At 66.2% G+C, this 25,757-nt stretch carries 14 protein-coding genes and 1 pseudogene; 7 read left to right on the top strand and 8 right to left on the bottom strand.

Translation table 11 applies throughout. The features are described from left to right. Window positions 1–60 precede the first annotated feature (60 nt). Window positions 61–2,703, top strand: a complete 2,643-nt coding sequence (locus tag VH567_RS09450; RefSeq protein ID WP_423325418.1) for a molybdopterin-dependent oxidoreductase — start codon at window positions 61–63, stop codon at window positions 2,701–2,703. After that, window positions 2,693–3,421, top strand: a pseudogene (gene cobA / locus VH567_RS09445) (uroporphyrinogen-III C-methyltransferase); the annotation flags it as partial. The gene VH567_RS09450 and the pseudogene cobA, both read left to right, overlap by 11 nt. A 58-nt stretch (window positions 3,422–3,479) precedes the next feature. Here cobA and VH567_RS09440 read toward each other — a convergent pair. Continuing rightward, the gene (locus tag VH567_RS09440) at window positions 3,480–5,315 is read right to left on the bottom strand and encodes a DUF885 domain-containing protein (RefSeq protein WP_423325416.1); all 1,836 of its coding nucleotides are present in this window, start codon (window positions 5,313–5,315) and stop codon (window positions 3,480–3,482) included. A gap of 77 nt (window positions 5,316–5,392) precedes the next feature. Next, entirely contained in the window at window positions 5,393–7,219 is a 1,827-nt protein-coding gene (locus tag VH567_RS09435; RefSeq protein WP_423325414.1) for a DUF885 domain-containing protein, read from the bottom strand. Window positions 7,220–7,381: 162 nt separating this feature from the next. On the opposite strand from VH567_RS09435, the gene VH567_RS09430 reads away from it, so the two are divergent. The 3 genes from VH567_RS09430 to VH567_RS09420 all read left to right on the top strand — a co-directional run bounded on the left by VH567_RS09430 (window position 7,382) and on the right by VH567_RS09420 (window position 9,611). Next, window positions 7,382–7,720 carry a hypothetical protein gene (locus tag VH567_RS09430; RefSeq protein WP_423325412.1) on the top strand — a complete coding sequence of 113 codons (339 nt, stop codon included), beginning with the start codon at window positions 7,382–7,384 and terminating at the stop codon, window positions 7,718–7,720. A gap of 73 nt (window positions 7,721–7,793) precedes the next feature. Next, window positions 7,794–8,156 (top strand): hypothetical protein, encoded by a 363-nt coding sequence (locus VH567_RS09425; protein WP_423325410.1) that lies wholly within the window; start codon window positions 7,794–7,796, stop codon window positions 8,154–8,156. A gap of 171 nt (window positions 8,157–8,327) precedes the next feature. Next, a complete protein-coding gene (locus VH567_RS09420; protein ID WP_423325408.1) occupies window positions 8,328–9,611 on the top strand; it encodes a DEAD/DEAH box helicase in 1,284 nt (427 codons plus the stop codon). Between the two features lie 33 nt (window positions 9,612–9,644). Here VH567_RS09420 and VH567_RS09415 read toward each other — a convergent pair whose 3' ends face one another. From VH567_RS09415 to VH567_RS09400, 4 genes are all read right to left on the bottom strand, one after another. Then, window positions 9,645–9,989 (bottom strand): response regulator, encoded by a 345-nt coding sequence (locus VH567_RS09415; protein WP_423325406.1) that lies wholly within the window; start codon window positions 9,987–9,989, stop codon window positions 9,645–9,647. 182 nt (window positions 9,990–10,171) lie between these two features. Next, window positions 10,172–11,341 carry a GAF domain-containing sensor histidine kinase gene (locus VH567_RS09410; protein WP_423325404.1) on the bottom strand — a complete coding sequence of 390 codons (1,170 nt, stop codon included), beginning with the start codon at window positions 11,339–11,341 and terminating at the stop codon, window positions 10,172–10,174. Between the two features lie 377 nt (window positions 11,342–11,718). Further along, on the bottom strand, window positions 11,719–15,000 hold the full coding sequence (locus VH567_RS09405; protein ID WP_423325402.1) for a glycoside hydrolase family 2 TIM barrel-domain containing protein: 3,282 nt from the start codon (window positions 14,998–15,000) through the stop codon (window positions 11,719–11,721). 88 nt (window positions 15,001–15,088) lie between these two features. Continuing rightward, on the bottom strand, window positions 15,089–17,944 hold the full coding sequence (locus tag VH567_RS09400; RefSeq protein WP_423325400.1) for a TonB-dependent receptor: 2,856 nt from the start codon (window positions 17,942–17,944) through the stop codon (window positions 15,089–15,091). A gap of 129 nt (window positions 17,945–18,073) precedes the next feature. Here VH567_RS09400 and VH567_RS09395 point away from each other — a divergent pair, with 129 nt between their 5' ends. After that, window positions 18,074–19,636, top strand: coding sequence for a tryptophan halogenase family protein (locus VH567_RS09395; protein WP_423325398.1), 1,563 nt, complete (start codon window positions 18,074–18,076; stop codon window positions 19,634–19,636). Beyond that, window positions 19,633–20,358, top strand: a complete 726-nt coding sequence (locus VH567_RS09390) for a SapC family protein (protein WP_423325395.1) — start codon at window positions 19,633–19,635, stop codon at window positions 20,356–20,358. The genes VH567_RS09395 and VH567_RS09390 overlap by 4 nt, the downstream gene beginning before the upstream one ends. Before the next feature lie 131 nt (window positions 20,359–20,489). Here the strand turns inward: VH567_RS09390 and VH567_RS09385 are convergent, their stop codons facing one another. Then, on the bottom strand, window positions 20,490–22,733 hold the full coding sequence (locus VH567_RS09385; RefSeq protein WP_423325393.1) for an alpha-galactosidase: 2,244 nt from the start codon (window positions 22,731–22,733) through the stop codon (window positions 20,490–20,492). A 174-nt stretch (window positions 22,734–22,907) separates the two neighbouring features. Continuing rightward, entirely contained in the window at window positions 22,908–25,508 is a 2,601-nt protein-coding gene (locus VH567_RS09380) for an HWE histidine kinase domain-containing protein (RefSeq protein WP_423325391.1), read from the bottom strand. Between the last annotated feature and the right edge of the window lie 249 nt (window positions 25,509–25,757).

Here is a 25,757-nt window from a genome sequence, read left to right as displayed (position 1 = left end):
GGCACGGGGAGGGGGACCGCCGCAGGCGGTGGAGGGGGGCCTCCACGAAGGGAGGCGCCTGTGGAAGCCCCCCTCCACCATCCTTCGGATGGTCCCCCTCCCCGTGCCGGGGAGGATATCCGCACCACCTGCGCCTATTGCGGAGTCGGCTGCGGCATCGTCGCCACCCCCACCGGCGACCGCACCGCGCGCATCCAGGGCGATTTCGACCACCCCGCCAACAGCGGCAAGCTCTGCTCCAAAGGCACGCACCTCGGCGAGACGATCGGTCTCGACGGCCGCCTGCTCCACCCGATGATCGGCCAGCGCCGCGCATCGTGGGACAAGGCGCTCGACCTCGTCGCCAGGCGCTTCCGCGACACCATCGCGCAGCACGGCCCCGACAGCGTCGCCTTCTACGTCTCCGGGCAACTCCTCACGGAAGATTATTACGTCGCCAACAAGCTGATGAAGGGCTTTATCGGCTCGGCCAACATCGACACCAATTCGCGGCTTTGCATGGCCAGCGCGGTCGCCGGGCACGTCCGTGCGTTCGGCGAGGACATCGTCCCCGCCAGCTATGACGATCTCGACCATGCCGACCTGATCGTGCTGGTCGGATCGAACACCGCCTGGTGCCATCCGATCGTCTACCAGCGGATCCGCGCACGCTGTGACGCCGGCGCAAAGCTCGTCGTGATCGATCCGCGCCGCACGGAAACCGCCGACGAAGCCGACGTCCACATCGCACTCCGCCCCGGCACCGACGTCGCGTTGATGAACGGCCTGCTCGCCTGGTGCCGCGACGCGGGCGTGGTCGACGACGCGTATCTCGCGCGGCACGTCGCGACGCCCGACGCCTTCTGGAACCAGATCGCGGACGGCAACGATCTCTGGTCGACCGCGCGCACCTGCGACGTGCCGCCCGCCGACCTCAAGCGTTTCTACGAACTCTTCGCCGCGACGCCGCGCACCGTCACGCTGTTCAGCCAGGGCGTGAACCAGTCGCTCGCCGGCACCGATCAGGTCAACGCGATCACCAACCTCCACCTCGCCACCGGCCGCATCGGCAAGCCTGGTGCCGCGCCGTTCTCGATCACCGGCCAGCCCAACGCGATGGGTGGCCGCGAGGTCGGCGGGCTCGCCTCGAGCCTCGCCGCCCACATGGACTTCGCCCCCGACAACGTCGCGCGCGTGGGCCGCTTCTGGGCCGCGCCGACGATGGCCACCGCACCCGGCCTGAAGGCCGTCGACCTGTTCCGCGCGGTCGGCGACGGGCGGATCAAGGCGCTGTGGATCATGGCGACCAACCCCGCGGTCTCGATGCCCGACGCCGGCAAGGTCCGCGAGGCGCTGGCGGCGTGCCCGTTCGTCGTCGTCTCCGATGTGATTGCCGAGACCGATACGGGCGTCCACGCGCACGTTCGCCTGCCCGCCGCCGCCTGGGGCGAGAAGGACGGCACCGTCACCAATTCCGAACGCGTCGTCAGCCGCCAGCGCGCGTTCCTGCCGTTGCCGGGCGAGGCCAGACCCGACTGGTGGATCGTCGCGCAGGTCGGCCGGCGGATGGGCTGGAAAAGCGCGTTCTCCTACGATCGCCCCGCTGAGATCTGGCGCGAACATTGCCGCCTCTCGACCTATCAGAACGACGGCGCCCGCCTGTTCGCGCTGCCCGGCCAGGCCTCGCGCGGCAACGCCGACTATGCCGAGATGACCCCGTTCCGCTGGGGCGGCACGCCGTTTGCGGACGGCCGTTACTCGACACCCGACGGCCGCGCGCGACTGATCCCGGTCGCGCAAAAGCCGGTCTCCGCCCCGCTCGAACGCTGGCCGATGACGCTCAATACCGGGCGCTACCGCGACCAGTGGCACACGATGACGCGCACCGGTCTGTCGCCGAAACTCGCCCGCCACCGCGAGGAGCCGCTGGTCGAGATCCACCCCGATGACGCCACCCGGCTCGGCATCGTCGACGGCGGCCTCGCCCGCGTCGCCACTCCCCAAGGCGAAAGCCTCTACCGCGCGACGATCGTCACGACGCAGCGCGCGGGCGACCTGTTCGTGCCGATCCACTGGACCGACCGCAATTCGACCGGCGGCCGCTCCGGCCTTCTGCCCCGCCCCCTCGCCGACCCGGTTTCCGGCCAGCCCGGGTTCAAGGCCACCCCTGCGCGCATCGCGGCGGTGGCGACGGCATGGCGCGGTTTCGTCATCCTGCGCGGCGAAGCGCTTGCGCGTCCCGATTGCCTGTGGGCAACGCGCGTCGCCGTCCCCTGCGGCACCGCCTGGGATCTGGCGGGCAACGGCGATCCGGCGGCGCTCGACGCGCTGCTCCCGAACGGCGAGCGGATCGAGGCGATCGATGCCGCCCGGGGTAGCCGCCGCATCGCGATCCTCGACGACGGACGGCTGGCCGCTGCGCTGTTCGTCACGCGCGACGGCACGCTCCCGCCGCGCGACTGGCTCGTCGCGCAACTCGCCGAAGCGGTCGCCGCGCCGACGCTGCTCGCCGGCCGCGCACCCGGCGTGCAGGTCGATCGCGGGCCGATCGTCTGCGCGTGCTTCGATATCGGCATGAAGACGATCCTCGCCACCATCGCCGAACAGCGCCTCACCGACGTCGCCGCGATCGGTGCCGCGCTCGGTGCCGGCACCAATTGCGGTTCGTGCCGCCCCGCGCTCGCCAAGCTCCTCGTACCGGAAGGCTCGACCCATGCCGCATGACTTCGCACCGGGAATGGTCTGGCTGGTCGGCGCAGGGCCCGGCGACCCGGACCTGCTGACCCGCAAGGCCGAACGCCTGATCGCCGCCGCCGATATCGTCTTCTACGACGCGCTGGTCGGGCCCGGCGTGCTCGACCTGATCCCGGCGCATGTCGAGCGCGTCGGCGTCGGCAAACGCTCCGGCCGCCATTCGAAGGATCAGCGCACGATCAACGCCCTGATCGCGGCGGCCGCCCTGTCGGGCCAGCGCGTCGTCCGGTTGAAGGGCGGCGACCCATCGATCTTCGGCCGCTCGACGGAGGAGATCGCGCATCTCGCCTCGCTCGGGGTTGCAGCGCGCGTGTGCCCCGGCATCACCGCCGCCAGCGCCGCCGCGGCCTCGGGCGGCGCGTCGCTCACGCTGCGTGGCCTTGCGCGAAAACTCACCTTCGTCACTGCGCACGCGCGCGCCGGCGAGACGCTCGACCTCGACTGGCGCTCGCTCGCCGCCACCGATACGACGCTGGCGGTCTATATGGGCCGCGCCGCCGCCGCCGAAGTCTCGCGCGAACTCATCGCCGCGGGTCGCGCACCCGATACGCCGGTGATGGTCGCGGTCAACGTCTCGCTCCCGACCGAACGTATCCTCCGCGGCCGTCTGTCCGCGCTCGCCTTCCTGGTCGAGACGATCAGCGACGACGATCCCTCGCTGTTGCTGATCGGCGAGGCGCTCGCGGCCCCGCGGCATCACGCCGGCGATACCGCGGTGACCGAAGACGTCTGCGCTACCGTACCGCTTACTGCCGATGCGCGGCGATATAGCGCCCGATCTGTTCGTCCAGCACGTCCAGCGGCAGCGCGCCCTGATCCAGCACCGCCTCGTGGAAGTCGCGAATGTCGAAGCGCGGTCCCAGCTCGCGTTCCGCACGCGCGCGCAGTTCGGCGATCTTGAGCTGGCCGACCATGTAGCTGGTCGCCTGCCCCGGCCAGTTGAAATACCGGTCCACTTCACGCGCGATATCGGTGTCGGAGATCGAGCTGTTCGCCTTGAAATACGCGATCGCCTGTTCGCGCGTCCACCGCTTGGAATGGATGCCCGTGTCGAGCACCAGCCGGATCGCGCGCCAGACCTGCAGCGACAGCATGCCGAACCGCGCATAGGGGTCCTTGTACACCCCCATCTCGTTCGCCAGCCGCTCCGAATACAGCCCCCAGCCCTCGACATAGGCGCCATACCCGCCGAACTTGCGGAACTTTGGAATCCCCGTCAGCTCCTGCTGGCGTGCGATCTGGAAATGATGCCCCGGCGCGCCCTCGTGCGCGGCGATGCCGGCGACCTGCACCTTCTGCGTCTGGGTCATGTCGACCAGATTGACGTAATAGATTCCCGGTCGCGATCCGTCCGCCGATGGCGGGTTGTAGAATGCGGTCGACGCGGTGCCTTCACGCCATTTCTCGACCGCGCGCACCTCCAGCGGCGCCTTGGGCAAGGTCCGGAAATAGCGCGGTGCCGCCACCATGACCGATGCGATCACGCCGCGCGCATCCTCCAGATACTGTTCGCGACCCGCTGCGGTGTTCGGATATTTGAACTGGGGATCGGTACGGATCTTATCGAAGAACTGCTCCAGCGTGCCGGTGAAGCCGACCTCGCGCTTAACCGCCTCCATCTCCTGCCGGATCGCCGCGACCTGCTTCAGGCCGAGCGCGTGGATTTGGTCCGCGGTCAGATCGGTGGTGGTCGAATTCCGCAACCGGTCGGCGTAATAGGCCGCACCGTTGGGCAGGCTCCACGCGCCGAAATTGCCCTTCGACTTGGGCTCGATCTCGTCCAGCGCCGCGAACAGCATGTCGTAGCCGCGCTTGAACGGCCCCGTCAGGGCCGCGCCGGCATCGCGCAACAGCGCCGCCTTGGTCGCGGCTGGCGCGTCCAGCGAGGCAACCTTCTTGCGGAAATCCGCCATGACGGTCGAATCCGCGCCCGTATCGAACGGCGCCCCGGTGACGACCGCGCGTGCATCCGCCCGGGCGGGCGCGAAGTTCACCTTGTTGGGGATGATGCCCGCCGCCGCCTGCTGGCGCATCGTCGCGGTCACTTCGCGCATCACGCGCTCGGTCTCGCGCAGGCGGGCGATATAGGCCTGCGCGTCGGCGACCGTGTCGACCTTGTGATTGTTGATCAGCAGCACCGGGATGTCGCCGGCCGGGCTGCCGTTGGTCGATACCGGAAAGCGCAGCATGCGGAACTGGAGCGACTGGCGGCCGCGTTCGACCTCATATTCGAACAGCCGGAAACTGACCCGCGCGCTCTCCCCCAACAGCGCAGGGCGGAATTGCGCGCGCATCGCCTTCAACTGGCGTTCCGACAGCGCCTGCGCGCGGACGGCGGCACCCTCGGTATAATCGTCGAGCCGGTCGTAATGCGTCTTCAACCCGAGCTGCGTCAGCGATTCAGGGCTGAGATCGAGCTGCTGGTCATAGGCCGTATCGAGGAATGCGAGCAGCGCGCGGTCCTGCGCCGCCGTATCCTGGCCCGGCGTGGCGGCCGGACGCTGATCCTGCACCGGCAATCGGGCGCCTGCCTGACCGATCGGGACCGTCGACAGCAGCATGAGAGTAAGGGCGAGGCGCATGTAAATCTCCTGTCGATCGCACATTCGGGTGCTGTTCAATTCTGCGCAATTGCCTGCGCACCGTTTCCTTGGGGACGTTAGCGCGCAGCCCCGCCGCCCGCCGCGATCCAGGCGTCGATCTTGCGTTCGAGCACCGGCATCGGCAGCGATCCGGTGTCGAGCACCTGCGCATGAAAATCGCGCGGGTCGAACTTCGCGCCGAGTGCCGCCTGCGCCTTCGCCTTGGTCCGCGCGATCGTCAGCTGGCCGATCTTGTAGGCCAGCGCCTGCCCCGGAATCGCGATGTAGCGCTCGACCTCGGCGGTCGCATCGGTCCGCGCCATCGGCGAATTGGCGAGCATGTAGTCGATCGCCTGATCGCGCGTCCAACCCTTGGCATGGATGCCGCTGTCGACCACCAGCCGCATCGCGCGCAGCATCTCGTCGTTCAGCCCACCCATGCGCTGGTACGGGTCGGTCTCCATGCCGAGCTCCTTCCAGAGGCTCTCGGCATAGAGCGCCCAGCCCTCGACATAGGCGGTGTTGCCACCGAACCGCATGAACGCGGGCAGCGCGGTGTTCTCCTGCGCGAGGCTGATCTGGAAATGATGCCCCGGCACGCCTTCATGCAGGAACAGCGTCTCCATCTCCCACATGTAGCGCGAGGGCAGGTCGTAGCTGTTGTAATAGAACACGCCCGGCCGCGATCCGTCCGGCGTACCGCCTTCGTACGAACCGCCAGCCGAGCCCTTTTCCTTGAATGCAGGGACCGGGCGGATTTCGAGCGCGGTCTTCGGCGTCAGCGAGAACTGCTCGGGAATCCGCTGATAGATGCGCTTCTCGATCGCCTGATAGCCGTCGCGAAGCTGCGCAACCGAGCTCGGCTGGAACTGCTTGTCGGTGCGCAGGAACGTGAAGAACGCGGGCAGATCGCCCTTGAAACCGACAGCCTGCTTCTGCGCTTCCATCCCCTTCAGGATCCGCGCGACTTCGGACAGGCCGAGCTGGTGAACCTGCTCCGCGGTCATCGGCAGCGTCGTGCGCTGCTGAATCAGATAGGTGTAATAGGCATCGCCGCCGGGCAGCGCCGATAGTCCGACCGTGTCGCGCGCGACCGGCAGATACGTCTTGGCGAGAAAATCGCGCATCCGCTGGTGCGCGGGCGTGATGACGTCGCGGATCTGCTTTGCATAGGCCGCCTTCAGGCGCGCCTGATCAGCCGCCGGGATCGTCGCCGGGAAGGTCTTCACCGGGCCATAGAAGGTCGAACCCTCGACCCCTTCCGCGATCAAATTGTCGAATTCCTGGATCATGTTGGTGACGACCAGCTTGGGCTGGACGATCCTGTCCTTCATGCCCTGGCGGAACAGGCCGATCGCACGGTCGAGCAGCACCGCATATTGCGCGCTGCGCTTGAGATTGTTCTCATAGTCGGCGAGCGTCTTGAACGGCGCGGCGCCCTTGCCCGACGCGAAGTCCGGATAGAAAGTCTGGAACCCCTGAAAATGGTCGATCGGCAGGTCGCGCTGTACCTTGAGGATCGCAGGCGTGTAGCCGGCGAGATCGGTCTCGTTGCGCGTCTTGAACACGTCGTACGCGATCTGGTCGGTCGCGGTCAGCCTGGTCCGGTCGATCGTCTTCAGCGCCGCGAGGTCATGCTCGATCGCCGCACGTTCGGCGGCGAGATACGCATCGGTCAGATAATCGCCGAGCCGGTCCGCATAGCGCAGGTCGCCGCGGAAGATCGCCTCGATCGGATTGCGCTTCAGGCTCGCCTCGTCGCTGTCGTAGAACAGCCGCTTGAGCCGCGTATCGTCAGCGCTCTCGCCGCGTTGCGCGACGGGCGGCGGCAACGCCTGCGCGGTTGTGGCAGCAGTGGGAAGAACGGACGACAATACGGCAGCGAGCAACAGTTTCGCGGACAAGGCAGGTTCCTTCGGATGCGACGGCCCGGGGGTAGGATGCGGCGAGTGTTGCCGCAAGCGCCGGATATCGTTTGCCCACGATCGCGCTGGCACGTCGCATCGGCTGGTAATCTGCTATCGCGCCGTTAGAGGCGGCACTGCAAACGGGGAATTCGACACATAATGGCGCGCAAGCATTCGAAACACGGTCTTGGCGAAGACCTGCACGTCGACGACGAGGCTCCCGTGGTCGTGCCGCCATGCTGGCTCTGCGGCCGACCGACCGGCAAGATCGTCGTCTGGCATCACCCCGTGCCGAAGAGCCGGGGCGGTCGCGACGTCGTGCCGATGCATCCGATCTGCCAGCAGACGCTGACCGCGAATTTCACCAATTCCGAGCTCCAGCGTCATGCGCTGGATGTGGAGGGCCTGCTGGCCAATCCCGCCGTGCGCAAATTCGTCGATTGGGTCGCGAACAAGGATCCCGACTTCACCGCCACGACGACGAAGAAACAGCGATGATTTCCGTGGCAACGACATCGGCTCGACCGGCCCGGCAAGGTCCGCGCCATGCCGATCGACGGACAGTCATGCAATGACGAAACCGGTTCCGAAGGCATGGGACGGCGCGATCGTTCGTACATGGCTCGCCAGTCGCGTCGCCGCCGCTCGCTCCGATCAGGTCGTGGCCGAACGCGCCGGATGGGGGCAGCAGGATGCCTGCGATGTCGCAACGGCCGAGGAGATGGTCTGCACGATGTTCCAGGCCAAGCCCTCGACCGACGATCCGAAGGCGTTAACCGAAGACCTTCGTGCGCTGCTCGATCGTGACGAATACGTCTGCCGCGGGGTGTACGACGATACGCGCTTCGACCGTCACGTGCGCGCGTACATCCGCAAGCTGATCAAGATGGTGAAGACGAACGACGGCTTCGAGAAGACCGGGCGCTACCAATAAGGGGCGCGGGCGGATCCATCGCCCCGTTTGATCGGCCGTTTTCGTAAGGCCGATCGACCCGCCACGGCTTTCCGCGTTGACGCAGTGCAGCATAAAACCTAACAGCGCGCGCTCACGACGCTAAGCCCGTTCCGGCGCAGCCTTGCTCAGCGCTGGAGGCGCCGCGTTACGATGACCATGACTTTCGCCGATCTCTCGCTCGCGCCATCCTTGCTGCAGGCGCTAGCAGACGAAGGCTATACCCACCCGACGCCGATCCAGGCACAGTCGATCCCGATGCTGCTCGAAGGTCGCGACATGCTCGGCATGGCGCAGACCGGCACCGGCAAGACCGCCGCGTTCGCGTTGCCGCTGCTCCACCGCCTCGCCACGAACCCCCGCCCGGCGCCGAAAGGCGGCGCGCGCGTGCTCGTCCTCGCGCCCACGCGTGAACTGGTGTCGCAGATCGCCGCCGGCTTCGAGAGCTTCGGCCGCCACATCAAGCCGAGCGTGATGACGATCTTCGGCGGCGTCAGCCAGTTCCACCAGGTCAAGGCGCTCGAGGCCGGCGTCGACATCATAGTCGCCGCGCCGGGCCGCCTGCTGGATCTGGTCGAGCAGGGCCTCTGCGACCTGTCGCAACTCGAGGCGCTGGTGCTCGACGAGGCCGACCAGATGCTCGACATGGGGTTCGCCAAGCCGATCGAGCGGATCGTCGCGACGCTGCCGAAGGATCGCCATACGCTGCTGTTCTCGGCGACGATGCCGAAGTCGATCGCCGCGCTGGCCGAGAGCCTGTTGCGCGATCCGGCCAAGGTCGAGATCGCCCCGCCCTCGACCACCGTCGACCGGATCGACCAGTCGGTGATGTTCCTAGACGCCGCCGACAAGAAGGCGGCGCTGCTGGCACTGTTGCAGACGCCGAACATGGGCCAGGCGGTCGTCTTCACGCTGCAGAAGAACATCGCGAACGACGTCTGCGCGTTCATCGGCGAGGCGGGCATCACCGCCGAAGCGCTCCACGGCAACAAGTCGCAGGGCCAGCGCGAGCGCGCGCTCGACGCGTTCCGCGCGGGCACCGTGCAGGTCCTGGTCGCAACCGATATCGCGGCGCGCGGGATCGACGTCGACACCGTGACGCACGTCTTCAACCACGATCTGCCGAGCCTGCCGGAAAGCTATGTCCACCGCATCGGCCGCACCGGTCGTGCAGGGCGCAGCGGGTTCGCGATCACCTTGTGCGACGCCGAGCAGCGTGCCTGGCTGCATGACGTGGAACGCGAGATCGGTCGCACGCTGACCGTTCAGGACGATCACGAATGGCACTGCGAAGTCGCCCGCCACTCGACCAAGCGCGCACCCGTACTCGGCGGTGGCCCGGTCAAGCAGATCAAGCCCGCCAAGGCACCGCGCGAGCGGAAGGTCTGGACCGAGGAAGAGAAGCTCGCCGCACGTACGGCCGCAAAGGCCGCCTGAGGCGCCGCTCGCCCACCCTTGAAGGCACCCTCGTCACGTCAGTGCCCGGTAGGTCAATGCGACCTGCCGGGCATCGAACGGCTTGGTCAGCACCACCGCCGGCGGCGTCACCGGAACGCAATCTTCGGGGTTTCCGGTAAGGAACAACACGGGGATACTCCCGAACCGTGCGAGGATCGCGGTGACGGCGCTCGGCCCGGTGCCTTCGAGCAGTGCCACGTCCGAGGTGATGAACGTCGGACGGTGCCGGCTGGCGAGCATGACCGCGTCGGCTTCGGTTGCGGCGATATCGAAGCTCGTCACCCCCTCGTCCTCCAGCGTCATCTGGATGGACAGCGCGATCAGCGGTTCGTCCTCGATGATCAGTACGTGGTCCAACGCGTTACTCCCGACAGAGAGCGCAAACGAACGGCATCCGGTTTCGAGCCGCCCAAAACGACCACCCGAGCGGGATCGCGACCACCCGAGCGGGATCGCGACCACCCGAGCGGGATCGCGACCACCCGCGCGCGACGACCCGATCGTGACCACCGGATCGCGCCGTCGGATAGCCCGTCCGATCAGACGATCGTCGGTATCTCGAACGTGAAGCACGTACGCCTGGCGTCGGAGGTGGCCGACAGCTTTCCGCCATGGGCCTGGGCGATCTGCGACGCGATATAGAGACCCAGGCCGAGCCCTTCCCTGTCCGTTTCCACCTGCCCGCGGGAAAACGGGTGGAACAGCCGCTCCATCGTCGCGGGCGTGATCGGCGCGCCGCCGTTGCTGACCGACAGCGTGAACCGCTCGGCCTCCACCGCGCACGTCACCTCGACCGGTCGATCGATCGCGCCGTGCGTCAGCGCGTTGCCGAGCAGGTTCGACAGCAATTGCGCAATCCGCATCGGATCGCACGCCATGCGCGCATCGGTGGTGCAGTGGTGGACGATCTCGCGGTTCGGATACGCCCTGCGAAGCTCGTCAACCACCTGCTCGATCAACGGTTCCAGCTCGACCATCCTGGTTTGCAGGGTCAGCCCGTCGCCAAGCCGGCCGCGCGCAAAATCGAGGATGTTCGCGATCATCTCGGCCATCCGGTCGAGGCTGGTCTGCATGCCGTCCATGATCGCCGTGGTGCGCTCCGCAGGCTGCCCCTTGCGCAACAGCGTGACGCCTGCCTGGACGCTGGCGAGCGGATTGCGCAGGTCGTGGCCGATCACGGCGATGAACTGCTCGCGCAATTCGCTGTCGCTGACGTGCCGGACCACACTCGCTTCGGACGCGCTCAACCGGTCGGCCTGATCGAGCTGCGCGCCGATGATCTCGGCGAACAGGCCGAACAGCTCGATCTCGGTCTGCCCGATCCGCCGTGGTTCCGGGTCCAGCGCGCACAAGGTGCCGAAGAACTGGCCGTCGGGAAACCGGATCGGCACCGACACATAGCTGCGAAATCCGTACATCGACGGTGTATGATGGGCGGCGTAGACCGGGTCGGTAACGACGTCTTCGATAAACACCGGATCGCCGCACGTCCGGATTTCATGGCAGATCGTCGATCTTAGGTCGAGCTCGCCGCCCGGTACCAAGCCGAGATTGATCTCGTCGCGGACGCTGCAAGCGATCCACCGTTGGTCGGTCACCCGTGCAATCGCGGCAAACCGCATGCCGGTAACGCGCGCCACGGTTTCCAGGATCGTCGGCACGGCATCGATACGGCCGACTGCCGCAACGTCGTTCGCATGGTCCAGCATCCGGCATTGCCCCCTCCCCCGGGGCTCCCGCCTTCTAAGCGCCCTAACCCACTTCCATTCAAGCGGAATAGTCGTGCACGATTCAAGGCACCGTCTGGTCGATCCGGCGCGGGCGGCATCAATACGGCAGGACGATCTCCTGCCGAAAGCAAAGTTGCCGGCGGCGAGATCTATTGACGTCACACGACTGCCATGAGGCCGAAACGCTACATCTTCTTGCGCGCGTCGATGCATTGATCGAGTGCGGTGACGTCATGACTGCAGCACCCTCCGCTCGACGCGCCCGGGTACTGCCGATAGTTCAGCAGCAGTAAAACACCGTGTCCCTAGGTAAAGTCACGAGATCACCCTCTCCGGCGACCTCGTGACCCTGTGCCTCATTCCCCCGTCACCGCGGTCGCCGGTCGAGCCTTGTCGGGGGTCGTTCCCTGCCCGGCGAACGGGGTCAGGCGGAACGTCACGGCGATCGGCGCGTGCGGGATGCGGTAGGCGACGAGCGGCTTGCCGAACTCGCTCCACTGCGTGTCGCCGCCGACGCCCCATTGCGCGGCATCGACCAGCAGCGTGACCTGCCCATGCGGCACCACGTCGGTCGACTTCCAGGTGCCTGGCGTCTTCCGGTCGAGATCCGCATAGGGGAAGGCCAGCGCGTTCATCATCAACGGCCGGTCGCCCTCGACGCGAACGCCGCCGGCCGCACCCGATATCTCCATCCAGCGCACGTCGACCTTGTTGCCAGTCTCCTGCGGGCGGATGTAATCATGGTTCTGCGCCGCGATCGCGCCGCGCCACAGGCCGATCGGGGCCGAGGTCTTGCGGTCGACATAGCTCTCGTGCGGGCCGCGACCATACCATTCGACCGTCTTCATCTCGGTCGGCATCGCAAACGCCAGTCCGACGCGGAACGGCCCCGGCAGGTCCTGCTTGATCGGCGTGAAGCGACCCGCGACCCCGACGGATCCGTCCGCCGCCATCGTATAGCGCGTCTCGAAGGCCGCCGTGCCTTGGCCGAGGTCGTACGCGACGACGATCCCGCCGGTACCGCGATCGGCGGTGACCGAGCGGACCGTGCGCGCGTCGCTCATCGTCTTCCACATCGCCAGTTGCTTGTCGGTGCCGATACCGATGTCGTTGTCGGTCAGGGCCCGCCAGAAATGCGGTTGGCCACCACTGGCAAGAGTGCGGCCGTCCTTGGTGTAGCCGACCACCAGGCCGGTCTTGCGATCGATCTCGAGCGAAGCACCACCCGCGGCGAGCGTCATGCTGCCACCCGCCTGGCGCACCGCGACCGCGTTCGTCGGGGCGGTCGCCACGGGTGCCGGAACGGGCGCCATCGCGAACTGCTCGAACCCGATCACCGTGCCGCCGGCCACCAGCGGCACCGAACCGTCCTTGGCGCGCACCGTCACCGTGACGAAATATTCGGCACCGGGACGGCGCGTAACCGTCGAAAGCGGCAGCGTGATCGTCTCTGCGGAACGCGCGGCGGTGGTCAGGCCGGGCAGCTTGCCCGACGCGACCGCGACGCCGTTCTCCTCCACGGTCCAGTCCATGTCGAAGCCCGACAAGTCGCGGAAATCATGCCGGTTGCGCACCGTCACCTTGCCGCTGGCCGGATCGAAGCCGTCGAACTGCACCGGCGCATACACCTTGCGCAATTCGTAGAAGGCGGGATTGGGTGTGCGGTCGGCCTGCAGCAGGCCATCGCCGAACTCGATGTCGCCGCCCGGGTTGGGGCCGTATTCGCCGCCGTCGCCCCAGTACCGCTTGCCGTCCTTGGTGTAGCGATACATCGACTGGTCGACCCAGTCCCACACGAACCCGCCCTGCAGCTTGTTCGGATGCGCGTAGATCGTGTCCCAATATTCCTTCAGATTGCCGCCGGAATTGCCCATCATGTGCCCATATTCGCACTGGATCATGGGCTGTTTGAAGGTCCAGTTGGTGGCGTAGTCCTCCATTTTCACGACCGGGTCGTACATCGGCGCATAGACGTCCGCGAACCAGTTGGGCCGGTGGTCGCTGACGCCGTCCCACGTGCCCCAGCCGAGATAGCTGATCAGGCGGTTCGGATCACGCGCCTTCGCAGCAGCCGCGGCGGCTTCGAAGTTCGGGCCGATGCCGGCTTCGTTGCCGAGCGACCAGAAGATGATCGACGGGTGGTTCTTGTCGCGCTCGACCATGTTGGCGACACGGCTGACATGCGCGTCCTTCCACGCAGGATCGAAACCGACCTGGAATTTCGCGCGGGCCTCAGGGTGCCGGTTGCCCTGCTCCATGTACGCGTGGCTCTCGATGTTCGCCTCGTCCATCACGTAGAGGCCATAGCGATCCGCGAGTTCGTAGATGTAGGGATCGTTCGGATAATGCGAGGTGCGGAGCGCGTTGATGTTGGCGCCCTTCATCAGCTTGATGTCGCGTTCCATCGACTCGTGGCTGACGACGTGGAAGGTTTCCGGATCATGCTCGTGGCGGTTGACGCCGCGGATCGTGATCGGCTTGCCGTTGACGCTGACCAGCCCGTTCCGGATCGCGACGGTGCGGAAGCCGATCGACTGCGCGGTCGACTGGATGACCTGCCCCTTGGCGTCGTAGAGTTCGACCAGCAGCCGGTAGAGATTGGGCGTCTCGGCGGTCCACGGCTTCACCGCCGGCACCCGGCCGTTCAGCGTGACGGTGCGCTCTTCCTTGCCCGCGGGCACGGCAATGCGGCCCTCCAGCACCTGCCGGTCGCCATCGGTCAGCACATAGCGTGCGCTGGTCGCGGCACCCGGCGTCACCGCGACATCGACGCCGAGCACGCCGTCGCGGTAATCGTCGGACAGTCCGGCATGGACGAAGACATCGCGTACGCGGGTGCGCGGCGCGGCCATCAGGAACACCTCGCGCTCGATCCCCGACACGCGCCAGAAATCCTGGTCCTCCAGATAGCTGCCGTCGGACCAGCGATGGATCTGGATCGCGATCGTGTTCTTGCCCGGCTTCAGATAGCGGGTGACGTCGAACTCGCTCGGCAGCTTCGAATCTTCCGAATAGCCGACATTCTGGCCATTCACCCAGACCTGATAGGCCGACCCCGCGGCGCCGACATGGAGGATGACGTCCTGCCCCTGCCAGCTCGGCGCGATCTCGATGTCGCGACGATAGGAGCCGACCGGGTTGGTCGCGTGCGGGATCAGCGGGCGATTGGCCGGAAACGGGTAGGTGATGTTGTTGTAGCGCGCCTGGTCATAGCCCTCGGTCTGCCAGTCGGCGGGAACCTTGATCGTCTTCCACGCAGAAGCGTCATAGTCGGGCCGCTCGAACCCGGTCGGCACCGCGTCCGAACTCGGCGAGAACTGGAACTGCCACGCGCCGTTCAGCGACATGAACCGCGCAGACTTGGCGCGATCCCCGGCGATCGCGGCGGCGCGTGTCTCGAACGGAAAGCCCGTGGCGCGTGCCGGCATCTTGCCGCGCGCAAATACCGCGGGGTTTTCCCAGTCGGGACGCGCCGGATCGACCTGGACCGGCTGGACCCGTGGCGGCTGGGCCCCGGGAAGTTCGGCGGGAAGTTCGGCAGGAACGCCGGCGGGAACCTGTGCGCTGGCGGCACCGATGGCGGCAAAGTCACCGATCGCGATGATCGCGACCGCACCTAGGAAACCGAATTTTTTCATGCCGAGATCTGGTCCTTGTCAGCCGCTCGCACACCGAGCCTATACGGCGCGGGCGGGATCGTCACCGGATCCCGCCCGCGTTCTGGTATCAGAAAGAGAAGCGCACCCCTGCGTCGTAGCGTGGCCCGAAATTCTGGTACGTCAGCACCTGATTGTCGAACCGCCCGGTGGTCACGTACTTCGCATTGAACAGGTTGGTCCCTTCGAGGAAAACCTGCGCGAACGGCGTGACGTTGACCGCGACGCTGCCATCGAACTGGCCGTAGGTACGGACGAAGATCGGCTCGTTGCCGGGACCGCCAGCCAAGGTCTGCAGGAAGCGCTCCCGGCGGTTATAGGCGAGACGTGCCGAGATGCCGTATTTCTCGTAGAACACCGTGCCGTTCTGCGAGTTGCCGATCCCCTCCGCGGCGAACGACTGGCCGACCTGCGTGACGTCGAACTCACGATTGGTCTTCACGAAAGTGGCGTTCGCCTGCACGCCGAAGCCGCTCAAGATGCCGGGCAACCAGTCGAGCGTATGGACGAGGTTGAGTTCCAGCCCCTTGACCTTGAGCGACTGCGCGTTGCGTGGCCGGCGAACGCTGAACTTGGCGGTGTTCGGGCCGACGATCAGGCCGCCGACGGGCAGGTTGCCGGCATTGGCGATCGGCACCAGTTCCTCGCCGAAGCTCTGCACGATGAAGTCGTCGATCGTCTTGTGGAACACGGCTGCCGACAGCGTGGTGGTGCGGGTCGGATACCATTCCAGCGACGCGTCGTAATTCGTCGCACGATATGGCTTGAGGTCCGGATTGCCGCCGCTCGCGGTCAGCGTGGCGGGGCGCAGCGTGTCGTAGTTGAGGCTCGGCGCGAGATCGCCGATCGCTGGGCGGGTCAGCGTCTTGTACGCCGCCAGACGGAGCTGGAACTTCGGCGTGAAGCTCAGCTTCGCGTTCAGCGCAGGCAGGAAATTATTGTAGGACGAGCGCTGGTTGACCGACAGCGCAGCGCGGTTGTTGGCGAAGACGCCGGTATAGGTGGTCGGATCGCCCGGCACCGGCAGCAGATCGGTCAACAGGAGCTGCTGGCCGCCCGACTGCAGCTCGGTATATTCGTACCGCGCGCCGACGTTGACGAACCACGGCATGCCGGCAACGTCGCCATCGATGTCCATGTCGGCGTAGCTCGCATACACCACCTCCTTGACGCGATTGGAGGGCTGGCGCGACACCGCATAGCCGTTGGTCGCCGCGAACTGTGCCGCGGTGGTGCCGATCGGCTGATTGCGGGCGCGGTCCAGCGCCGCCGCCGCCGATGCGCTGGTCAGGAACGCGAAGTACCGATTGGCGTCGAAGCTCAGGAACTGGGTCGGCACCGAGCCGCTGCCGGCGCCGAGCGACTTCAGCGTGTACGGGCTCAACAGCGTCGGGTCGACCGCGGTCGAATAGCCGCAGTACAGGCAGCCGACGTTCGGATCGGAGGTGATCGGCACGTTGCTCTTGTCGCGCGAGGTGCGCGTCAGGCCGAAGCGCAGCGTATCGATCACGCCCCAGCCGGGCTTCCAGTCGGTGTTCCAGCGATATTCCGTCACCTTCTCGGTCACGTCGTTGCCGTTGATCCCGGCGACATGCGTCCGTCCGCGCGACGGATCGGTCAGCGCACCCGCGTCGTAGCCGAACGTCGAGGGGATGTCGTTTTCCCCCGCCGCGGAGAAGGAATAGCGTGTCGGCGTACCGATGACCGTGAAATAGGTCTTGCCGCCGCCGGCGTTCTTCGCGCGCGACCAGGTGGCGTCGAACACCATGTGCACCGTGTCGCTCGGCCGCCACTCGGTGTTGAAGCCCGCCTCGTACGTCGTGGTCTCGCGGACCGAACCGCCTGCGATGAAGTCGGCATTGCCGTTGGTCGTCAGCGACGTCACGGACCGATTGTCGTCGATCGTCGCCGCGGTGTAGTTCGACGGCTCGAACCAGCTGCCCAGCGCACGGCGCGTCGTGTCGCTCTTGAAGCGGTTGAACAGGCCGTCGACGGTGAAGGTCAGCTCGTCGCTGGGCGCGTATTGCGCCACCAGCGTCGCGCCGAGCCGGGTCCGGTCGTCGGTCGTGGTGCCGACGTCCTGGTTGCGCGGGGCATAGACGTTGGTGAACAGCGGCGCGTTGGCAGGCCCGACGGTCGTGTTCGGGATATAGCCGTCGGTGGTGATCGACGTCACCGCAGCCTTGCGGCGCTGGTACGACAGCGAGCCGAGCAGGCCCAGCTTGCCGTCGGCGAACGTGTCGCTGAGCAGGCCGAACAGCTGCGGCGTGAACTTGTCGCTGTTCTTCTCGTAATTCGCCTTGCCGGTGAAGACGCCCTTGAAGCCCTTCAGCGCCAGGGGCTTGGGGGTCTGCAGGTTGATCGTCGCGCCGATGCCGCCGCTTTGCAGCGGCGCCTGCGCGCTCTTGTAGACCTGCGCGCCGCTGATGAGTTCGGCGGGGAGGAGATCGAACGAGAATGCGCGGTTGTAATTGTCCGAGGCAAAGCTGCGGCCGTTGAACAGCACCGTGTTGAAGTTCGGGCCGAGCCCGCGGACCGTGACCGACTGGCCTTCGCCATTGCTGCGGTCGATCGCGACGCCCGGGATACGCTGGAGCGATTCGGCGACGTTGGCGTCGGGGAACTTGCCGAGGTCCTCGGACGAGATCGCATCGAGGATGCCGGTCGCGTCGCGCTTCTGGGCGGCGGAGGATTCGATGCTGCGCCGGATGCCCGTCACGACGATGTCCGCCTCGGTGCCGTCGCCCTGGTTCGGCAGCACCGCCGTCTCGTCACGCGGCAGCTGGCCGTCGGCGGTCTGGCCGCTGGGAGCGGGCACGGTCTGCGCGATCGCCGGAACGGCCGCGATCAATGCGCCAAGCGCGCTGGCGAGTCCGCATGCGGTGTAAAGGTGCCTCGATTTCAGTCGACCCTGTTTGATCATCATCGCTCTCCCGTTCTATCCAGTTCTCGACCCGCCTCGATTGGGCGAATTTAAATCGTTTGCTACAGTATTATCTTACAAATACAATCGAGAAAAATAGCGTTGCACGACGCTGCAGAAACAGGAGACGTGATGTCGAACGCTGAGGGCACGCAGGGCGCGGTCCAGTCCGTAGTGGTGGTCGGGGGTGGCTCCGCCGGCTGGCTCTCCGCATGCCGGCTTGCGGCCCGATCGCGCCAGACCGGCAGTGGCGTTTCGGTCACGCTGGTCGAGTCGGCGACGGTGCCGAGCGTCGGCGTCGGCGAAGGCACCTGGCCGACGATGCGCAACACGCTGCGCAAGATCGGCATCAGCGAAACCACATTCATCCGGTCGTGCGACGCCGCCTTGAAGCAGGGCGCCCGCTTCGTCGGGTGGACCGACGGAAGCGCCGACGACGCCTATTATCATCCGCTCAACCCCCCGGTCGGCATGGGCGACATAGACCTCGCACCGTATTGGCTCGGCCAGTCCGACGCCGATGGTGCGAGCTTTGCGGACTGGGTCGATTACCAGGCGGCGCTGTGCGACGCAGGGCTTGCACCCAAGGCGATCACCGCGCCCGAATATGGCGGCCAGGCCAATTATGCGTATCACCTCGACGCGGGCAAGTTCGCGACTCTGCTGCGCGATCATGCCATCGCCAACCTGGGCGTCGCGCACATCGTGGGCGATGTCGTTCGCACGAACCAGGCCGACAACGGCGATATCCGGACGCTCGATCTGGCCGATGGGCGCGTGTTGCAGGGCGATCTGTTCGTCGACTGTTCGGGCTTTGCAGCGCTGTTGATCGGGGGCGTTTACAAGATACCGTTCCGAAGCTGTCGCGACGTCTTGTTCGCCGATCGCGCGCTGGCGATGCAGGTGCCTTATGCAAGCGAAGACGATCCGATCGCCTGCCATACCATTTCCACCGCGCAGGATGCCGGCTGGATCTGGGACATCGGCCTGTGGACGCGGCGCGGCGTCGGCCATGTCTATAGCAGCGCGCACACCAGCGACGACGCCGCGGAAGCCGCGCTGCGCCGCTATGTCGGCCCCGCCGGCGACGCCCTGCCCGTCCGCAGGATCGCCTTCGATCCAGGTCACCGCGAGACGTTCTGGCAGAACAATTGCGTCGCGATCGGCCTGTCCGCCGGGTTTCTCGAGCCACTTGAGGCGTCCGCGCTGATGCTGATCGAAACCTCGCTCGATGCGCTGGTCGATCGATTGCCGCAGACCAGGGCGACGATGGATTCGGTCGCGCAGCAGTTCAACGTCACCTTCCGCCATCACTGGCTACGGATCATCGAATTCCTGAAACTCCATTATGTGATCACGCAGCGCCGCGACACCGACTTCTGGCGGGACCATGTCGCGGCGGCGTCGATCCCCGAGGGATTACGCGAACGGCTCGATCTGTGGACGCACCACTCGCCGGCACCGCAGGATTTCGCGCATGCCCGCGAAGTCTTCTCCTGGCCCAGCTACCAGTATGTCCTCCACGGCATGCGGTTCGGAAGCCGCTACCGGGGGCAGGCCAACACCGCGGAAGGCGCCTCGGTCGCCGCGCTCGTCAACCGCAACGATCGTATCCGCGCGGACCTGGTGAACAAATTGCCCCGGCACCGCGATCTGTTGCGGGCGGTACGCGAGCATGGGCTGCAACTGGTATGACGCAGCTCCGCCCCCTCGACCGCGCCGATCACGGAACGCTCCACTTCGATCCCCGCGTGGTCGGCCCGGCCCAGCGGATCGTCCAGATCGGCGTGTCCGAAATCGCGCTGGCCGCCGCGGACATGCCGCTCTGCCTCGCCAAGGATGCCAATACGGGCCGGTTCAACCTGGTCGCGCTCGTCGGGCTGGTCGATCCGGTCAACCTGTTCGTCGAGGCGCAGCGGTTCCACGCGACCTATTGCCCGCGCGCGCTGCAGTTGACCGGGTTTCGGCTGGATGCAGCCGGTGTCGCAGGGCTGGCCGTCGACGAGGCCGATCCCGCGATCGGCAGCGCGGGCGAACCCCTGTTTCATGACGGCGAACCGGCGCCGATCCTGGCCAACGTCGCGACGGCACTGCAGCGCCTGATCGCCGACATCGGCGCGGCGCGCGATCTGGTCGATGGCTATGCCACGCAGCGGCTGATCCGCCCGCTCCACCTCGTGGTTCAGGAGGATGACGGGCAGGATCACGTGATCGACGGGCTGTACACGATCGGTAGCGAGGCGCTGATGCAGTTGCCCGATGCCAGCGTCCTGCAGATGCACCGCAGCGGCGCACTCGCATTCGCCGCCCTGCTGGCGTCGTCGCTCGTCCAGGTCGAGCGCCTGTGCCAGCTGCACAATGCCCGAAGTCCGCGCGGGCTGCGCATCGCGCGCCTGTCCCACGACGACGGCCTCTGAGCCGGTCCGCATCGTCGGTCAGGGGGTGGCTCGGGCGGCCTTCCCCCGCGAAAGCGCGTTGCCCGGACGACAGCCCGCCCTATGCGGTCAAGGCTGGTCCGCGCTCACCAACTGCGGACCGCCCGACCGCGTCACCCCGCTACGTCGAACACGAACGCCGTCCCCACGAAGTCGCCTTTCAGCGGCGCGCGAAGGCCGCGCTCCATCCAATAGGCGCCACTCGCCCTTGCCGGCACACCGTCCGGCAGTACCCCGCCGCCCAGCACCGACACGCGGTAGGTCGCGCTCGGATCGAGGCCCTTCGGATGGTTCGGCGTCGGATTGTCGCGCCACATCGACGAATGCAGCATTTGGAACATCACCCCCTGCCGGCGGTCCTGCGAGACGTACATGGTCGCGGACGATGCATTGTCGTTCGAGGGCGGGTCGATCCGATACAGCTGGCCGCGCTGCACCGTCTGGCGGATCGTCTTGTACGCCGCGACCCATTTCGAGGCCGTCGTGAAATCCTCCTGCTGCCACTTGTCGAGATTGGCGCCGATGCCGAGTCCGCCCTGCATCGACGACAGAAAGCGGTAGTCGAGCGACGTCGTGCGGGTGTTCGCCCAGTTCGGACTATCCGTCACCCATGCCATCATCACCGATGTCGGATAGGCCTGGGTGAAGCCGTCCTGGATCATCAGCCGGTCGGCGGGATCGGTATTGTCCGATGGCCACACTTCGTCGGTCAGCCCGAGGATACCGAGATCGACGCGTCCGCCGCCGCCCGAGCAGCCCTCGATCTCGAGCTTGGGATGCCGCCGCCGCAGCTCCGACAGGATGTGATAGAGATTGCGGACATAGTCGACATAGACGCGCTGCTGGTCCTGCACCGGCATTTCGGGCCAGCCGCCCTCGGTCCAGTTGCGGTTGTAGTCCCATTTGAGGAACGCGATGTCGTTCTCGCTGACCAGCTTGTCGAGCACGCCGAGCAGATGGTCGCGGACGTCCTTGCGCGCGAGGTTGAGGACCAGCTGGTTGCGCCCCTCGGTCCGCGGCCGACCGGTATAGTTCAGCACCCAGTCGGGATGCGCGCGGTACAGGTCGCTGTCGACGTTCACCATCTCCGGCTCGACCCACAGCCCGAAATCCATGCCGAGCGCATGCACCTTGTCGATCAGCGGTTTCATCCCGTTGGGGAATTTCGTCCGGTTGACCGTCCAGTCGCCGAGCCCGGCCTTGTCGCTGTTGCGTGCGCCGAACCAGCCATCGTCGACGACGAACCGCTCGACGCCAATCCGCGCGGCCTTCTCGGCAAGCGCCTCCTGCCCGGCCTCGGTCACGTCGAAGGCGGTCGCCTCCCAGCTATTGTAGAGTACCGGGCGCAGCCTGGCCTTTTCGCCGCCCGGCATGATGTGCGCGACCTCGAACTTGTGGAACGTACGCGAGGCGCCGCCCATGCCGGCGTTCGAATACCCGGCATAGAAGATCGGCGTATCGAGCGTTTCGCCGGGCTTCAGGCTCCACGAGAAATCATAGGGATTATACCCGCCCATCACGCGGATGCGGCCGAGATTGTCCTGGCCGACGCTGATCCGGAACGATCCCGACCACGCGAGCGCACCGTACCAGACAGGGCCGTGCTCCTCGCTGGTCACGCCTTCCCGGCCGATCGCGAAATACGGGTTGTTGCCGTGGCCGGTCGATCCGCGGCGGCTTTCGAGCACGGTCAGCGCCGGCGTGATCGCGACGTCCTTCTTCTGCCATTCGGCGGCATGCCGGCCGGTCAGGTAATGAAGGCGGTAATCGTCGCCGACCGGCAGCGTGAACACGGCGGATGCGATCTGGTCGACACGCACGGGGCGGTTGTCGCCATTGCGTACCGACGCCGAGCGCGCGAGGACGCCGGTTTCGGGATCGATCGTGTACCGCAGGGTGACGGTCAGCGGGCGCTTGATGTCCGCCAGTTCGACGATCAGCGTCTCGCCCCGGACCGAGTGCGAGCGGTATTTGAGCACGAGATCGCGGTTGCCGTCGGCAAAGATCGTCTTGATGCCGGGATCGTTGACGAGCCCCTCACCCTGCCCCGGATATTCCTGCAGCGTGACAGAACCCGCCGGATCGAAGCCGGACAGCTCGCCGGGTGCCTTCACCAGCACCGGGTCCCCGGTCTTCACCGGATCCGTCGAGACCAGCGGATCGCCGGCGGCGAGCGGCGCGCCCCAATATAGCGGCTGGAGATAGCCCTTCTCGTCGACCCCCATCGCGTAGGTTACGCCCGCGCCATCCAGTCGAAATATCTTCGCGCCGGCCGGGGCCGTTACCTTGGCCTGCGCCGTGGTGGGGACCAACGTCGCCAATATCCCCGACGTGAGGAAGAACCCCATCTTGCGCATGCCCTGCTCCCTGTGCTGCATGGTCCGGTACGGCCTGCAAACGATTGTCATCGTGGTATGATAAATAATCGCACCATGGCAAGCGGTGATAGCGCCGGCGTTCGTTTTATCGCCGATCGGCAGCACGATCCGGACGCCCATCGCGGTCCGGAAGCGGCGCCGGGCGACGCTGGATCAGGCCCGCAGGACCGTCACGACGGCATCATGCAAATCCTGCAGCCCATAGGGCTTGCGAACGATGACGCTCCCCGCCAGTTCGGCGTTCAAGCCGGAATCGTCGCCATAGCCGCTGGCGAAGAAGAACGGGATCGATGCCGAACGCAGGCGCATCGCAAGTCCGACGCTGGTTTCTTCGCCGAGATTGATATCGAGCATCGCCAGATCGATGGTTTCCCGACCCAGGATGTCCTCCGCGCCCGCGATATGCGCGGCGGTCCAGACCGACGTCGCGCCCAGATCCTCGAGCAGATTCTCGGCGGTAAGCGCGACGATCATGTTGTCCTCGAGCAGCAGGATGCGCATGCCCTTCAGCGGCAGCGCACCCTTGTCGCTCTTGGTCCGCGAACTTGGCGCATGCGGATCCCGCAGCCTTGTCGTCGCTTCGTCCGACCGGCTGGCAAGGTGGCGCGCGGGAATGAAGAAATCCGCTTCGAAGCCCTCGGGAGGATAGCGCACCGCCGCGGTACCCTGCAGGTCGAACGGTACGGTACGCTCGACGATCACCGTTCCGAAGCCAACCCGCGTCGGCGGCTGGACCCGCGGGCCACCCACCTCGCGCCAGGTCAGGTACAGGCCTTTGCCAGCCTGGTAGTCGAGCATCACCTCGACGGATCCGCCATCGGACAGCGCACCATATTTCATGCTGTTCGTCACCAGCTCGTGCACGACCAGCGCCATCGAGGAATAGGCTTCGGGCCGCAGCAGGACCGTCGGGCCTTCGATCCGAAAGCGATCGTGGCGGTCCGGCATGAACGCGGCCACCTCTGCCTCGAACAGCGTCGCAAGCGGCGCCGGCGACCAATTCTGCAGCGTTACCTGATCGTGCGCGCGCGCGAGTGCCTGGACCCTGCCACTCAGCGCCTCGACATAGGCCGCCGTCGTGATGCCGGGCGCATTGGTCTGGGTGATCAGCCCGCGGATCAGCGCCAGGATATTGCGCACCCGGTGGTTGAGCTCGCCGATCAGCACGTCCTGCTGCTTGGTCGCACGATCCCGATCGCCGACGGTCTCCTCCGACAGCCGCAGAATGACCTCGATCAGGGCGGCGCGGATCGTCTCCCCCACCCGGCGATCGCGTTCGGTGAACGGTACCGATCGGTTGCGAACGGTCTTCCTGAACGCCTCGAAGCTTTTGCGCGGACTGATCCGGCCGGTGTCGTCGGTGACCGTGGGCTTGTCGGGATTACCGCCCCACTGGACCGCTTCGATACGCTCGCGCCGGAACAGCATGACATAGTCGCGCGGCGTCCGCGAGATCGGGATCGCCAACAGTCCGGCCGCCAGTCCTGGCGCCAACTCCGCCTCATCGTCGCCACCGTTGCTGCCGCCAACCCGGCCATCGTCGGACAGGCTCGCGGCGATGCCGTCGGTATCGAACACGCGGCTGGCCGGCATCGTGTCGAGATAGTGCGCGATCTCCAGCAGCCGCGGACGATCGGGCGTGATCCCCCCGGCGTTCAACTCGCCGCGAAGATAGACCGCCACGCCATCGCAATCGATCATGTCGCCGATGCTATCCATCAGCCATGCTGGATCGGACAGCAGCGCAGGGTTGCTCGCAACCGTCAGGATGATGCGATCCGCGAGGCTCCTCGCATCATCGTCATCGACGACCGCGGCCGAGCGCAGCCGACTTTCGAGCTTCAGCGAAAACATCGCGCCGAACAGTTCGGCGGCGCTGCGCATCACGAAACTGGGGGTCCGTGCGGTTTGATGGTGGCAGGCGATCAGCCCCCACAACCGCCCCTCGACGATGATCGAGATCGACAGCGACGCGCCGACGGCCATGTTGCGCAGATACTCGATATGGACCGGTGACACCGCGCGCGTGACCGCCAGCGACAGGTCGAGCGGCCGCAGCGACTTGGTCCGGGGCAGGATCGCGACGGTCTCGGCGTGCACGTCGGCGATGATCCGAAACGGATTGCGCAGGTACAGCGCCCGCGCCTGCACCGGGATGTCCGAGGCCGGATAATGCAGCCCCAGCAGCGAATCGGCCGGGGAGCGCGCGGCCTCGGCCACGACTTCGCCGACCCCGTCGTCGTGGAAGCGATAGATCATCGCCCGGTCGAACCCGGTGATCGCCCGAACCTGCCGGGCGGCATCGCGGAGGAAGGCGGGCATCGCCGAATGCACTTGCAGACGTGCCATCATCGATCGGACCAGCGTCGCGGCTTCGGCGGGTTGATCGCTGCTGCACGGCTCCCCTTCGAGGATCAGTACGTCGCCGGAATAATGCATCGCCAGGTCGAACAGCCGCCGATCGGTCGTCAGCCGGACACCGTATAGACGTTCGGTGCCGTTATTCCCCGACAGCCCGGCCAGCCGGTTCCGCACGTCATGCAGGGCGGTCTGCGCGACCAGGCGATCCACCTTCATCCCGATCGCCTGCGCCGCCTCGGTGCCGAGGAACACCTGCAGGTTTGCCGATGCGCGGGTGATCGTCCAATCGTTGGCGAGCGCGATTAGAAAGCCGAAACTCTGGACATGGTCGAGGAACGCGATCTGCTCGCGCGCGCATTGATCGAGATCGGACGAAGCGAATATATCGCGCATATTCATGAGCCTAGACCGGAGACGATTTCGTCCATCGGCAAGGGTTCTGACCGAATGAAAGTCGTTTTAAACGTACTTGTCGGCGTACGTTACGCGCTAAATATTTGATACGCCACAGGCTATCTCACGCCTTCTCTTTCAGACGTCGAGCTAGGGTAATAACACTACCCTATATCATGTTTGCCGAGCTCCGATATTATTCGATGACGATGAGGAGCGGTGTGTTTCCGCGCGCGAATGCCGATGCCC

The organism is Sphingomonas sp. 4RDLI-65, assembly GCF_049472435.1.
Taxonomy (GTDB): domain Bacteria; phylum Pseudomonadota; class Alphaproteobacteria; order Sphingomonadales; family Sphingomonadaceae; genus Sphingomonas.
This window is presented reverse-complemented; position numbering and strand designations above follow the sequence as displayed.

Excerpts from the sequence above, each read along its gene's own strand:
- VH567_RS09410 (WP_423325404.1), bottom strand. The coding sequence starts at position 11,341 with ATGCTGGACCATGCGAACGACGTTGCGGCAGTCGGCCGTATCGATGCC.
- VH567_RS09385 (WP_423325393.1), bottom strand. The coding sequence starts at position 22,733 with ATGCGCAAGATGGGGTTCTTCCTCACGTCGGGGATATTGGCGACGTTG.
- VH567_RS09400 (WP_423325400.1), bottom strand. The coding sequence starts at position 17,944 with ATGATGATCAAACAGGGTCGACTGAAATCGAGGCACCTTTACACCGCA.
- VH567_RS09390 (WP_423325395.1), top strand. The coding sequence starts at position 19,633 with ATGACGCAGCTCCGCCCCCTCGACCGCGCCGATCACGGAACGCTCCAC.
- VH567_RS09395 (WP_423325398.1), top strand. The coding sequence starts at position 18,074 with ATGTCGAACGCTGAGGGCACGCAGGGCGCGGTCCAGTCCGTAGTGGTG.
- VH567_RS09430 (WP_423325412.1), top strand. The coding sequence starts at position 7,382 with ATGGCGCGCAAGCATTCGAAACACGGTCTTGGCGAAGACCTGCACGTC.
- VH567_RS09405 (WP_423325402.1), bottom strand. The coding sequence starts at position 15,000 with ATGAAAAAATTCGGTTTCCTAGGTGCGGTCGCGATCATCGCGATCGGT.
- VH567_RS09440 (WP_423325416.1), bottom strand. The coding sequence starts at position 5,315 with ATGCGCCTCGCCCTTACTCTCATGCTGCTGTCGACGGTCCCGATCGGT.
- VH567_RS09420 (WP_423325408.1), top strand. The coding sequence starts at position 8,328 with ATGACCATGACTTTCGCCGATCTCTCGCTCGCGCCATCCTTGCTGCAG.
- VH567_RS09425 (WP_423325410.1), top strand. The coding sequence starts at position 7,794 with ATGACGAAACCGGTTCCGAAGGCATGGGACGGCGCGATCGTTCGTACA.
- VH567_RS09380 (WP_423325391.1), bottom strand. The coding sequence starts at position 25,508 with ATGCGCGATATATTCGCTTCGTCCGATCTCGATCAATGCGCGCGCGAG.